Annotated in this window: 13 protein-coding genes and 1 tRNA gene; 11 read left to right on the top strand and 3 right to left on the bottom strand. The window is 67.7% G+C overall.

What is annotated here, in order from left to right; translation table 11 throughout:
* Nucleotide 1: 1 nt before the first annotated feature.
* From ACFYTS_RS13440 to ACFYTS_RS13475, 8 genes are all read left to right on the top strand, one after another.
* Nucleotides 2–394: a hypothetical protein gene (locus ACFYTS_RS13440; RefSeq protein WP_387303886.1), complete on the top strand. Its 393-nt coding sequence runs from the start codon at nucleotides 2–4 to the stop codon at nucleotides 392–394.
* A gap of 6 nt (nucleotides 395–400) precedes the next feature.
* Nucleotides 401–769, top strand: coding sequence for a hypothetical protein (locus ACFYTS_RS13445; protein WP_387303889.1), 369 nt, complete (start codon nucleotides 401–403; stop codon nucleotides 767–769).
* A gap of 56 nt (nucleotides 770–825) precedes the next feature.
* Complete coding sequence (locus ACFYTS_RS13450; RefSeq protein WP_387303891.1) at nucleotides 826–1782, top strand: toprim domain-containing protein; 957 nt, start codon at nucleotides 826–828, stop codon at nucleotides 1780–1782.
* Nucleotides 1783–1823: 41 nt separating this feature from the next.
* Nucleotides 1824–2240: a hypothetical protein gene (locus tag ACFYTS_RS13455; RefSeq protein WP_387303894.1), complete on the top strand. Its 417-nt coding sequence runs from the start codon at nucleotides 1824–1826 to the stop codon at nucleotides 2238–2240.
* 176 nt (nucleotides 2241–2416) lie between these two features.
* A complete protein-coding gene (locus ACFYTS_RS13460) occupies nucleotides 2417–3373 on the top strand; it encodes a helix-turn-helix domain-containing protein (protein ID WP_387303897.1) in 957 nt (318 codons plus the stop codon).
* The gene (locus ACFYTS_RS13465; protein WP_387303899.1) at nucleotides 3370–4164 is read left to right on the top strand and encodes a DUF5131 family protein; all 795 of its coding nucleotides are present in this window, start codon (nucleotides 3370–3372) and stop codon (nucleotides 4162–4164) included. The genes ACFYTS_RS13460 and ACFYTS_RS13465 overlap by 4 nt, the downstream gene beginning before the upstream one ends.
* Nucleotides 4161–4388, top strand: coding sequence for a helix-turn-helix transcriptional regulator (locus ACFYTS_RS13470; RefSeq protein ID WP_387303902.1), 228 nt, complete (start codon nucleotides 4161–4163; stop codon nucleotides 4386–4388). The genes ACFYTS_RS13465 and ACFYTS_RS13470 overlap by 4 nt, the downstream gene beginning before the upstream one ends.
* Nucleotides 4389–4420: 32 nt before the next feature.
* Entirely contained in the window at nucleotides 4421–5719 is a 1299-nt protein-coding gene (locus tag ACFYTS_RS13475; RefSeq protein ID WP_387303904.1) for a tyrosine-type recombinase/integrase, read from the top strand.
* Between the two features lie 43 nt (nucleotides 5720–5762).
* On the opposite strand, the gene ACFYTS_RS13480 is transcribed toward ACFYTS_RS13475, so the two are convergent.
* A tRNA-Pro gene (locus tag ACFYTS_RS13480) sits at nucleotides 5763–5836 on the bottom strand.
* Between the two features lie 160 nt (nucleotides 5837–5996).
* Complete coding sequence (locus tag ACFYTS_RS13485) at nucleotides 5997–6674, bottom strand: TetR family transcriptional regulator (RefSeq protein ID WP_387303907.1); 678 nt, start codon at nucleotides 6672–6674, stop codon at nucleotides 5997–5999.
* A gap of 71 nt (nucleotides 6675–6745) precedes the next feature.
* Here ACFYTS_RS13485 and ACFYTS_RS13490 point away from each other — a divergent pair, with 71 nt between their 5' ends.
* The 3 genes from ACFYTS_RS13490 to ACFYTS_RS13500 all read left to right on the top strand — a co-directional run bounded on the left by ACFYTS_RS13490 (nucleotide 6746) and on the right by ACFYTS_RS13500 (nucleotide 10248).
* Nucleotides 6746–8074 carry a lipase family protein gene (locus ACFYTS_RS13490; protein WP_387303910.1) on the top strand — a complete coding sequence of 443 codons (1329 nt, stop codon included), beginning with the start codon at nucleotides 6746–6748 and terminating at the stop codon, nucleotides 8072–8074.
* A 45-nt stretch (nucleotides 8075–8119) separates the two neighbouring features.
* Entirely contained in the window at nucleotides 8120–9709 is a 1590-nt protein-coding gene (locus ACFYTS_RS13495; RefSeq protein WP_387303912.1) for a GMC oxidoreductase, read from the top strand.
* 380 nt (nucleotides 9710–10089) lie between these two features.
* Nucleotides 10090–10248 carry a hypothetical protein gene (locus ACFYTS_RS13500; RefSeq protein WP_357084279.1) on the top strand — a complete coding sequence of 53 codons (159 nt, stop codon included), beginning with the start codon at nucleotides 10090–10092 and terminating at the stop codon, nucleotides 10246–10248.
* 135 nt (nucleotides 10249–10383) lie between these two features.
* Here the strand turns inward: ACFYTS_RS13500 and ACFYTS_RS13505 are convergent, their stop codons facing one another.
* Nucleotides 10384–12588, bottom strand: coding sequence for a protein kinase (locus tag ACFYTS_RS13505; protein WP_387303916.1), 2205 nt, complete (start codon nucleotides 12586–12588; stop codon nucleotides 10384–10386).
* Nucleotides 12589–12595 lie beyond the last annotated feature (7 nt).

Below are 12595 nucleotides of genomic sequence, written 5' to 3' on the forward strand. Positions count from 1 at the left end.
TATGCACAGCGAACACGAGGAAGCGATGCGGGCGGACTTCTCCGACCGTGCCGCGATCAGCCTGAACGCTTTGGCGCCCAGGGTTTCCGGCGAGCAGGTCGAGGAGATCGGTCGCCGCGTTGCTGAATACGACCAGCGGTGGCAGTCGGGTCCTCACGCGCAGGAATGGGCTTTCCTGCACGCCGCCTACAACGACTGGCGTGACTTCCCCGAGGACATGCGCGTCTTCGTCGAGGACTTGCGCACCAATCCGACCGTTTACGCCGAGTACGGGCCGTCCGAGGTGCAGATGCGCAGCTTGGACCAGGCCCACAACATCGCCCGCGAAGAGCGCTGCGTCATGCAGGCATTGAAGCCGTCCATGCAGCGCGAGCCGATCAGAAGGGACCGGTGACCACCCATGCAGTCCGAACACGAAGAAGCCATGCGGTCCGACTTCCGGGAACAGGCGGCGCTGCAACAGCGCACCTACCAGGCGGGAGTGACCGAGTCCGAGATCGGGGAGTGCTTCAGCAAGGCCCGTGAGATCCACGGCCGGTGGAACGACGGCCCGCACGCCGGCCAGTGGCAGTACCTCACCGGCGCCTACGAGGACTTCCGCGACCGTCCCGACACCATGGACCGGTTCCTCGACAACGTCGAGCACAACCGTGCTCAGGGCTGGGACGGCGGACTCGACGAGGTCCAGCACCGAAGCCTGCACCAGGCCAAGGCCCTGACCGAACCGCATCGGGTCCGCCCCCGCGGCCAGATCCAGCGGAAGCGCTGATCGGCATGAATCACAATCCGGCTCAAAGGCGTTCATGGCAGCTGATCACCGCTGCCTTGACCGCCACGATGGGGCCGGGCCGGGACCGGGCACGCTGGACAGTGTTCCTGTGCCCGGTCCACGAGGCCGACGGCCAGCACCACAACCCCTCCCTCGGCGTCCGCTACGACCCCGCCCAAGGCAAAACCATCGTCCGCTGCTTCGCCCACTGCGACGACAAAGACGTCCTCGACAAGGTCGGGCTCCGCGTGCGCGACATGTGGGACCGACTACCCGAACGCAACCCGAACCAGCCCTACCACCGCGGGCAACGCCATGCGCAATCCCGAGCCCAGCAGGAACACCAGCAGCGAGTGTCATTGGTGGACAAGGCTATCGACTACGCGCGGCTGCCGATCCCGTCCAAACCCGACCTCGGCGACGCGATCGGACCGACGGAGAACGTGTGCGGCTACCTCTACCGCCGCGCTGACGGCGGTGAGGAAGGTGTGGTCGTGCGGCACAAAACCCCGCACGAGCACGGCGAGAAGAAGTCCTTCACCCAGACGCACTGGACCGGGAACAGCTGGGAGCCAACAGGTTTCGCGCCGATCCCGTACCGGCTGCCTGAGCTGCTCGACGGCGTGCAGGCCGGCCGCGAGATCTATGTGGTCGAGGGCGAGAAGGACGTCGGCCGCGCGATGGACGCCGGCCAGGTCGCCACCTGCAACGCCATGGGCGCCGGCAGTTGGACACCCGAGCACGCGAAATGGCTGCACGGAGCGGGCCGGGTAATCGTGGTCGCGGACCGTGACCGCCCCGGCTATCACCACGCCGCCAAGGTCGCCGAAACCCTGCACGGCCACGTCGGTGAAGTTCGTGTGCTCCAGGCCGCCGCAGGCAAGGACCTGTCCGACCACCTCGACGCCGGCCACGGCTTCGAGGACTTGGAGATGGTGCCTTACCTCGACCGCCACTACCGGCAGCCGAGGTCGGGCCCGCACCAGCAGCGGCAGGTCACCCGCAGCCGCTGACCTACACCTATCCCTGATTGATCACAAAGGAGAAAACCGTCATGACCAGCACCAACTTTGGACAGCGCTTCACTGCCGCCGCCGCGAAGATCCCCTCGGCGTTCGGCAAGAACAGCACGCCCGGCACCACCGTCTACGGGCGTATCACCAAGATCGGTGAACAGCCGAAGCTCAAGTACGGCGGCGCCCCGGGCGAGGTCGACACCGACGACCACGGCAACGCCATCCAGCAGTTGTTCATCACCATCGAGACCCCCAACGGGCCGCGCAACCTGTACCCGACCAGCCGCATGGAGCAGGCGATCGGGCAGGCGATGAACGCCTCGGGCGCAACCAGTTTCGACGTCGGCGCCACCGTGTCGGTCACCTACACCGGACCCGACCCCGACAACGACAAGGCCCGCCTTTACACCGCCGTCTACACGCCCGCGCTGGGTGCGAACGGTGGTGGTCGGTGACTGGCAACGACGCCGGTTCGATCGTGGGGCGCGCCAATGACGTTGCGCCCCAAGGCACACCTCGCGTCAGCACTGTCGCACCACCGGCAACCAACCAGCACGGACGCGACACCGCCCTATCCGCGCCCTGCCCAGGCAAGGGCGAGGCGCCCGCGACCTCTAGTGAGGAGGCGATCATGACAACCGCCCGCGACAGCCGCGACAGCATGTCGCAGCAGCCGCGCGACACCCGTCGCACACGCGACACCGATGCGACAGACCGCGGCGGCAAGGTTGTCGCATGGGCCGGATTCATATTCGGATCGGTGCTATCGATCGTGATGAACTGGCTGCACACGTGGTTACCCGCCGCGTCCAAGCCACACGGCTGGTCGCCGGGAGCGTGGCCGCAAATCGGTTCCGCCGTATGGCCTGTCACGCTGTTGCTGGCCGTCGAAGCTCTCTCGCGAGTCCGATGGCGACCCGGTTTGGCGTGGGCGCTGGCCCGCTACGGCGGTGTCGGCACCGTCGCCGCCGGCTCGGCGCTCATCTCCTACGGCCACGTCCACGACGTCCTGCAAAGCTGGGAGTACGGCACCGTCGGCTCCGCCGTCGGCCCCCTGGTGCTGGACGGACTGATGGTCGCCTGCGGCTTTGCCCTGCTCTCCGAATCCAGTTCCCCTGTCGCCGGCAGGGATACGGCACTCAATCCTCCGATTGTGGTCGATATTTCCACGCACACCGCGCCGGGCAGAGCTTCGGCTGTGGAGGTTGGCGAACCGTCCGCCGCATCCGTCAACGCGGTAAGCCATCAAGGCAGCCCTGAAGCGTTAGCTGGGGATGGTTTCGGGTCGGAATTGCATGCACGACACCAGGATGCGACGCCGCGACAGCCCGCCGCGACGGGCGCGACACCAGGCGACAGTCCTGCGACAGCCCGCGACAGTGACGATCCGATCACCCGCGACGAGCGCATCCTGGCGCTGCATGCCGCGGGTCGTTCCACACGCGAGATCGCAGACGAAATCGGTGTCCATCACTCCACTGTCGCGCGAGTCGTCGCACGCTACGGCAGCAGCGACACCACCCGCGACACCCTGTCGGGATTGCGACTGATCCAAACTCCTGCAAACGGTGAGGAAACCGCGTCATGACCGGTATCGAGTGGACCGAGGTGACCTGGAACCCGGTCACCGGCTGCGACCGCATCAGCAGCGGCTGCACCAACTGCTACGCACTGTCGATGGCCAAGCGGCTCAAGGCGATGGGTGCGCCGAAATATCAGATCGACGGCGACCCCCGCACCTCCGGGCCCGGGTTCGCGATCACGATTCATCCTGCGGCACTGGACATACCCCGACGCTGGCGTTCAACGAAGGTGGTGTTCGTCAACTCGATGTCGGACCTGTTCCATGCCAGAGTCCCTGAAGCGTTCATCCGCGACGTATTCGAGGTGATCACTGCGACGCCACAACACACCTACCAGGTACTGACGAAACGGTCCTTACGAGCCCGTCGCTTGGCCGAGAGGCTGGCCTGGCCGTCCAACCTATGGATGGGTGTCTCGGTAGAGGATCAAGACACACTCATCCGCGCCGAGCATCTGCTCGAAATACCTGCAGCTGTGCGGTTTCTGTCCTGCGAGCCACTCTTGGGGCCCGTCGACCTCACCGCGGTAATGCGCCGTCAACACAATGGAATCGGGTGGGTCATCGTCGGCGGTGAGTCCGGCCCTGGCGCCCGCCCGGTCTCTCCGGAGTGGGTACGAGGGCTACGAGATCACTGCGTCACCGCCGGCGTGCCGTTCTTCTTCAAGCAATGGGGCGGACACACCCCCAAACAGAATGGCCGCAGCCTCGACGGCATGGTCTGGGATCAGTTCCCTGTCAATCCGCCCGCGACCCAACTAAGCGATACCCGAAAAGCGATGGGAAGAGAGTCATGAACGCCGAGATGCGGATGCCGGACTTAGAGGCATCGAAGTGGTACACCACCGAAGAGGTTGCCATTGTCTTGAAGGTCGATCCATCCAGCCTGCGGCGGTGGCGCACGGCTGAACCGCCGCAAGGTCCACCCTTCGTACCAATCTCCGAGCGCGTAATCCGTTACAGCGGCAGCGACGTACTTTCCTACCTAGTGAATCGGCGCGTCGACCCGACCGCGGCGTGATGAACACACCCATCGATATCGTGCCGCTCGGCGTGCCCATCACCGGGTACGTCGAGCAACGCGGGAAAGCCGGTCGGTGTCGGGCGCGGGTGCGCTGGACCGATCCAGCGACCAAATCACGCGTGTCCAAGTCCGAATCGTTCGACACGGCGGAGGAGGCCGAAAGCTGGATCGAGCGGGTCCAGCAGGCAGCAGCTCGTGGCGTGGACCCGCGCATGGCAACGGCGACGCTGGCCGAGTACGGCGATCTGCACTGGGACACCGCGATGCGCGGCCTCGAGCCCAAAACCCTCGATCCCTACCGCGCCGGGTGGCGACTGCGAATCGTGCCGACCTTGGGCCATATTCCAGTCACGATGATCACGAACGGTCTGGCTGACCGGGCAGTGACCCTCTGGATCACCAACGGCAGCGGCCGGTCCACGATCAAGAACACCCTCGCAGTCCTGGGACGCGTGCTCGACCAGGCCGTGCGCGACGAGGTAGTTGACCGGAACCGCGTCGATGTGACGGGCTGGCAGGCTCAGCTCGACAAGCACGAGGATGAACTCGACAATCCGCGAGCACTCGCGCTACCGGACTGGGATGCGCTCGAAACCCTCGCCGCAGCCTTAGTCGCCGCGTCGGCCGGACACTATCGAGGGTGGGGCGATGCCGTCATGTTCGAGGCGTGCACCGCGACCCGCATCGGCGAGGTTTCCGGTTGCCGGGTCCGCGACATCGACACCGCCGAGTGGATGTGGACCTTGCGCCGCCAGACAACCCCGGGGCCCGGCGGTCTCAAAGACAAAGGTACGAAAGGGAAGAGGGTGCGACGCATCCCGATCATCGGCCATATTCGGCCGCTGGTGCTGACCCACATCAACGACTCCCGTGACCGAGTCGGTCGAACCCACCCGGAGGCCAGCGAACGTGAGTTGCGTGAGGCGCTCATGGACGCGCGGTTGTTCGTCGGTCCACGCGGTGGCCGGATCGCTACCGGTGTTCTGCGGGATGCGACGCATTGGGATGATGTGGTGGCGCGGTTGGGATTCGAGCATCTGCGCCGGCACGACCTGCGGCACACCGGACTGACCTGGTTCGCCGACGCGGGCGTGCCATTGCATCGGCTGCAGCAGATCGCCGGGCACACCGACCCGCGGATCACCCAGCGTTACCTGCACCCGGACGTCAAGGCCCTGCAGGACGACGGAGAGCTGCTCGCCCGCTTCCTCACGCTGCCGAACGCGGGACCGCAGATACCCGAGCTACTGGCCAGGATGGGACCCGACTATCCGCGAGCCGACCCAAGTGGCCCCAGACTGGCCCCAAATCTGTGGGTGGTCGAATAACAGAAAATCCCCTCCGGCCGAAGTCGGAGGGGATTTTCTTACGTCGGGCTGACAGGATTTGAACCTGCGACCACTTGACCCCCAGTCAAGTGCGCTACCAAGCTGCGCCACAGCCCGTTGCATTTGCTCTCGCTCGTGCTCGTGCTCTCGCTCGTGCTCGTGCTCTCGCTCGTGCTCGACGAGATTACCCCACTACCCCCCTGAACATCCAAATCGGCTGGTTATCGGCGTGCGGGAGGGGGTTGCTGGGGGTGCTGCCGGGCGGAGTGGGGTGGGCTCAGGGTTGTTCTGGCGCAGGGGAATCCGTGGGGGTGCGGACGAAGGGGGCGGCTACGTCGGGGGAGAGGGGGTAGGGGGTGGTGGCTTCGCGGCGGGTGAGGGCTTCGGCGGCTTCGGGTTCGTTGTTGGTGGTGAGGCGGTGGATGGCTCGTTCGAGGATGGGGAGGACTTCGGGGACCTGGAGGGTGCCGTCGGCGCATTGGGCGAGGAGGGAGGAGGTGAGGTTGGCGAGGATGACGGCGATATCTTCGAGGTAGCGGGGGGTGGCGCCGGCGAGGACGGCGGCGGCGATGGGGAAGACGGCGTCGAGGCCGTGATTGTCGAGGCGGTGGCGGGCGGGGCCGGTGCGGGCGCGGTGGTAGGCGGTGAGCATGGCGGGGTGGCGTTCCCACGGGTCGAAGACGTGGCGCATGACCCGGAGCAGGCCGTCGCGGAGGGGTTCGCCGGGGGGCGGGGGTTCCATCGGCAGGTAGGTGTTGTCTTCCATCCAGGCTTCGATGGCGGAAACAAGCAGGTCATCGCGGGTGGGGAAGAACTTGTAGATGGTGGTGAGGGAGACGCGGGCGCGGCGGGCCACCTCGCGGAGCTGGACGGCGTCGTGGCCTTCGGACTCCAGGAGGGTGCGCACCTCGAGGAGGATTCGTGCCCGTATTACCTCTTCCGTCTCCTTGGCCATGCCGCTACAGTAACGCCGTTACTCGAGTAACCCGGTTACTCGGGGTGTGACTTCCGTGGAGAAAGAGCACTATGCCTCGTCAGCAGTACTCGCCCGTCCCGGCTGCCCGGCGGCCGATCAGCTACCTCAAAGTCGCCGTCGCGGCCCTCTCGGTCGTGGCCGGTTGCGCCGCGGTGACGCCCGCCGTGGCCGAACCGGTGAGCGACTTCTATTACCCGCCACAGCAATTCGATTCGGCGCCCGGCGCGGTGATCAAGACCGAGGGCATGTCGGTGCTGCCCGCGCTGCCCGCCGCCGACGGGACCTGGCCGCTGGCGGCGCAGCGGGTCATGTACACCTCCCGCACCCAGGACGACACGCCCGTCGCCGTGACCGGCACGTTCATCGATTCCAGTCGCCCGTGGCAGGGGCAGGGCCCGCGCCCGACGGTGCTGATCGCGCCGGGCACGGTCGGGCAGGGTGACCAGTGCGCGCTGTCGCTGGCCTTCCCGACCGGCATGTACGCCAGCCTGACCCCGCCGACCTTCTCGGCGAACCAGGAGGTGCTGGCCGCGTTCGCCTGGAACGCGCTCGGCGCGCGGGTCTTCGTCACCGACTACATCGGGATGGGCACGCCCGGCATCCACACCTACGCGAACCGGATCGAGGAGGCGCACGCCGTGCTCGACGCCGCCCGCGCCGCGAACCGGCTCACAGGCACCGGGGCGGACACGCCGCTCGCGTTCTGGGGGTACTCCCAGGGCGGCGGGGCGAGCGCGGCCGCCGCCGAGATGCAGCCGAGCTACGCGCCGGAACTGAACCTGAAGGGCACCTGGGCGGGCGCGCCGACCGCGGATCTGTCGGCGATCCTGGACCGGATCGAGGGCAGTCTGATCGGCGGCGCGGTCGGGTTCGCGCTCAACGGCTTCCTGGACCGGTACCCGGACCTACGGCCCGAATTCAATTCTCGGGTGACGTCCGCCGGGCAGGGTCTGCTCGATGAACTGTCGAACGCGTGCATCGGCGATGTGATCGCGCTGCATCCGTTCCTGCGCACCAACGCCTTCACCGTCGATCAGCGTCCGCTCGTCGACCACATGCGCGAAATCCCGTCGATCCAGGACATTCTGCGGCAGCAGCGGATCGGATCGCTGACCCCGGCCAGTCCGGTGCTGATCACCAGCGGCGTCAATGACGACACCGTCCCCTACGGTCAGGCCAAGCAGTTGGCGAGCGATTGGTGCGCCGCGGGTGCGACGGTCAGCTTCCGGACCAATGAATTGCCGCCCATCCTGTCGGGCGCGACGATTCCCAATCACTTCGGACCGGAATTGATCGACGGTTTCGGCACCAACAATGCGATCGGCTATCTGATGGACCGGCTCAACGGCACACCGCTCTCGGGTTGCGCCTTCGCCTGAGAATTCCCGCCGCCGTTCCCTTCTCGCCGATCACCTAGGTGTCCCATGTCTGAAATATCGCGTCGCTCCCTGCTGTCCGGAGTCGCCGCCACCGCCGCCCTGCTCGCGACCGCACCCGCCGCCCGCGCGGGCATCGCCGCCCGGATCAACCGGGTCGAGCTCACCCGGGAGGAGCATCGGGTCATCGTCATCGGCTCGGGGTTCGGCGGCGGGGTGACCGCGCTGCGCCTGGCCGAGGCCGGAGTGCCGGTGCTGCTGCTGGAGCGCGGTATGCGCTGGCCGACCGGTCCGAACGCCACCACGTTCCCCAATGCCACCGCGCCGGACAAGCGGATGCTGTGGCATCGGTCGAGTCCCGAATTGTTCGGCAGGCCGGTCGTTTTCGACAAGTACACCGGCTTGGTGGAGGCGGTGCCCGGCGAGAACATGACGGCCCTGTGCGCGGCCGGGCTGGGCGGCGGATCGCTGGTGTACCAGGGCATGTCGTTGCAGCCGACCGAGGCGGTGTTCAGCACTCATTTCCCCGGCGGGCTGGACTGGGCGGAGCTCGACAGCGTCTACTACCCCCGGGTCGCGCGCATGCTGGGCTTGGCCGTCGCACCCGACGAACTCGTCGAGACGCCGAACTACAGGGCCGCCCGGGTTTTCGCCGAGCACGCCCGCGACGCGGGGCTCCCCGTGTCGAAGATCCCCATGCCCATCGACTGGAATTACGCGCTCGCCGAACTGCGCGGCGAGATGGCAGCGTCTTACACCAACGGGGCCGGCTCCCTCGGCGTCAACAATGGCGGCAAGCACACCGTCGACGTCACCTACGTGGCCGCCGCCGAGGCCACCGGCCGGGTCACCGTGCAAACCCTGCACGAGGTCACCGATATCGAGCGCGCTCCCGACGGCCGCTGGACCGTGCACGTGAACCGCACCGACACCGCTGGCACGGTGCTGGAGAACAAGATCCTCACCACCGATGCCCTGGTGCTGTCGGCGGGCAGCCTCAATACGACCCGCTTGCTGGTGCGCGCGGCCGCCAAGGGCCAGATCCCCGATCTGCCCGACCAGCTCGGCCGGGGCTGGGGCACCAATGCCGACCGCATCTACGTCTGGACCGCCCCCACCGAGGAATTCGGCCTCGCTCAGGGCGGCCCCGTCGTCTACGGCAGCCTGAACTGGGACGACCCGGACGGCGCGCACACCGTCATCCAAGCCTCCATCCCGCCGTTGTCGGTCGACGCGCACAGCACCATGATGGTCGGCTACGGCGTCAGCACCGGCCGCGGCGAATTCCGCTATGACTCCGCCGCCGACACCGCGACCCTGCACTGGCCCGCAGACGGCGACGCCACCATCCAGAACAACCACATCGGCCCCGCCGTCCAGCGCATCGCCGGTCCGTCGAGCACCCTGCTCGACACCAACCTCGCGTTCCCCTCCACCTGGCACCCCCTCGGCGGCGCCGGCATGGGCGCGGTCTGCGACCTGGACGGCCGGGTCCTCGGCCAATCGGGTCTCTACGTCCTCGACGGCGCCCTCATGCCCGGCAATACCGCAGCCTGCAACCCGTCGATGACGATCGCCGCCCTCGCCGAGCGTGCCCTGGATCGACTGGTGAAAACCGATGTGGGGCATGTGATCTGACGGGCCAACGACCAATCCCTCAGCCTCACTATCGTTGATGCGCGTTTCGGAATGGGAAGAATTGCGCGCTACCGTCGCGTCGGAAACTTTCCACCGGCGATTCGATAAGTGGTCTACTTGACGCACCCCGGCGAAGGGGAACTCAAACATCCACGCCGACAATCGGAGTCGAGCATGTTCCGCATACCGATCGAGGGCCATGAAGCGGTGACCATCATGACTAACGCGTACGCGCGGGACGTGTTGCGGGTACACGAGGGGTGCCCGATGTCAGTGTGCGCCAGGAAACGTCAGGCAATTGCCGTGATCAATGCGGCGGCGCGGGGGACGGGGGTGCAGTCGTGAGGGTGATTTCGCACGACGCGCCCGACTATCCCGTCATGAATTTGCAAGCGGCGCAGCGGGGTTTGACCGTGCATCAGGGGTGTGGTGAGAGTTGCGATGCGCGGCGGTACTTCCAGGGACTGGTACCCCGGCTCGAGACGATCGCCAAGGAGATCGAGTCGATGCGCGGGCGGACCAGTTGGAACATCTGGTAGCCGCCCGTACGCGGAGCGGTCACCGACGTGAGCGGTGAATGATGGTCAGGGCGAACAGGAGTCAGGCCCGCGCCGATCCGGAGGACCTGACCCTGCCCGATCCGCCCGAAGCCGCGCGGACGGCTGACCAGAGGTTCAGCCGGCCGCCGGGGTCGTCGAGCTGACCGGGCTGGAGGAGGTGATGGTGTAGGCGCCGACGGTGATGGTGATCGCCTGGTCCGGGGTCACCGAGGCGCCGGCTGCCGGGTTCTGCGCGATCACCTTGCCGTCCTTGGTGGAATCGTTGGTCGTCCCGGTGGATTTCGCGACGCTGCCGTGCCAGCCGAGAGCCTGGAGCGCGGAGGTGACGGCGGCGGGGGTGAGACCGATCAGGGCGGGCACGGTGATGGTCGTGGTGGTCGAGGGACCGGTGGACACGGTCACCTTGACGGTCGAGCCGACCGGCTTCGCGGTCCCGGCGGCCGGGGAGGTTTCCAGGACAGTGCCTTTCGTGCTCTTGTCCTCGCGCTGAACCTGTTCGACGACGAACCCGTCCTTCTCCAGGCGTGCCTTGGCCTGCGTGATCGCGGACCCGATCACATCCGGTACCGGAACCGTTTTCGGCTGCTGGGATGTGATCGGAGGCGGCGTGTACGGGGCCGCCGTGGTCGGCTGCGTGTAGGGCGCGGTCGTGACCTGCGGAACCTCCGTGGTGGTGGTCGGTTCGGTCGTGACCGCCCCGGTGGTCGTCGCCGTGATGGTGGGCGTGTTCGAGGCCGCCGCATTGCCCGGTCCGGGCCGACCGTCGCCCGCGTGCACCAGCAGGTACCCGAGGACCGCCACGGTGACCACCAGGGCCGCGGCCAGCAGGATCCGGCCGGGGCCGCGGCGCTTACCGGGAACGCTTGCGCCCGGCCCTGTCCCGGTACCCGGGTCGGGCCCGGTGCGAATGCCGATACCGGGAACATCATGACGCCCGCTCACATCGGACGGCATGGGTCCGGTCCCGAAGCGGGTCGGCGCGGGCCCGGCGCTGCTCGAACCGGGTGCGGGCCCGGTGGTCTCGCGCAGGGGTGCGGGTCCGGTCACCAGCCGAGTCGGCGCGGGACCCGTATGGGGACGCGTCGGCGCGGCACCGGAAGCGACCGGACCGGAACCGGAATTCACCCGGGCCGGCGCCGGTCCGGTACCCGGATTGACCGGTGCGGGACCGGTATTGACCCGGGTGGGTGCGGGTCCCGTATTCAGGCGCGCCTGGTCGGGCCCGGTAGTGAGCCGAGTGGGCGCGGGCCCGCTGTCGAGGCGAGCCGGCGAGGGGCCGCTGTTCACGCGTGTCGGCCCCGGACCGCTGTTCAGTCGAGTGGGTTCCGGCCCCGGCCGCGTGGTGGCGGGACCGTTGCCCGGCCGGATCGGAATCGGCAACGGCGCCGGAGGCATCGTGGTGGCATTGCGCTCGGGTTGTCCCGCAGCGTATCTGGGCCCGCTGACGTGCACCGTCCCGGCCGGGGCGGTGCGATGCGTCCCCGGCCGGCGCAGCATTCGCGAGGCCGCCCAGGCGAGATGCGTGCAGGTGTCGAAGCGCCGTTCCGGGTCTTTGGCCATGGCGCGGGCGATGAGCTCGTCGAAACCCCGTGGCAGCGTGGGGTTCCGGTCCGAGGGCAACGGCACCGGCTCGTAGGCGTGCCCGTAGATGATCTGCCCGACGTTCTGCCCGGGGTAGGGCGCCTCTCCGGTCAGCATGTGGAACAGCGTGCACCCCAGCGAGTACACGTCGGCGCGCCGATCGGCCTCCCCGGGCCGGGTGAGCCGTTCCGGGGCCGCGTACTGGAAGCTGGCCAGGATCTCCCCGTTCTGGGTGAGCTGCCGGCTCTCGTCGAGGGATTTGGCGATGCCGAAGTCGGTGAGCACGGCCCGTTCCGGACGCCCGTCCGCGAGCAGGATATTGGCCGGTTTCACGTCGCGGTGCAGGATGCCGGTGTCGTGGGCGTGGTCGAGCGCCGCCGCGGTCTCAGCGATGATGCGCACGGCCCGCGCCGGATGCATGGGTCCCGCGCGCAGTGCCCGCGCCACGTCGCTGCCGTCGACGAAGGTCATGGAGATCCACAGCCGGTCGTCTTCCTCGCCGCGCGCGTAGACGGTGACGATGTTCGGATGCTGCAGGCGCGCAACCGTATCGGCCTCGCGCTGGAACCGGGCCCGGTGTTCGCGTTCGCCGCCGGGCAGGGTCAGCAGTTTCAGGGCCACGAATCGTGGCAGGTCGCGGTCTCGGGCTTGATAGACCGCGCCCATTCCGCCGGCCCCCAGCTTTCGCAAGATCTGGTAGCCGGCGAAGTTCTCACCGGGTTCGAGCGTGCCTCCCACGGAGGTG

Origin of the sequence: Nocardia sp. NPDC004151, from assembly GCF_042874235.1 — a bacterium.
In the GTDB taxonomy this organism is placed as follows: domain Bacteria; phylum Actinomycetota; class Actinomycetes; order Mycobacteriales; family Mycobacteriaceae; genus Nocardia.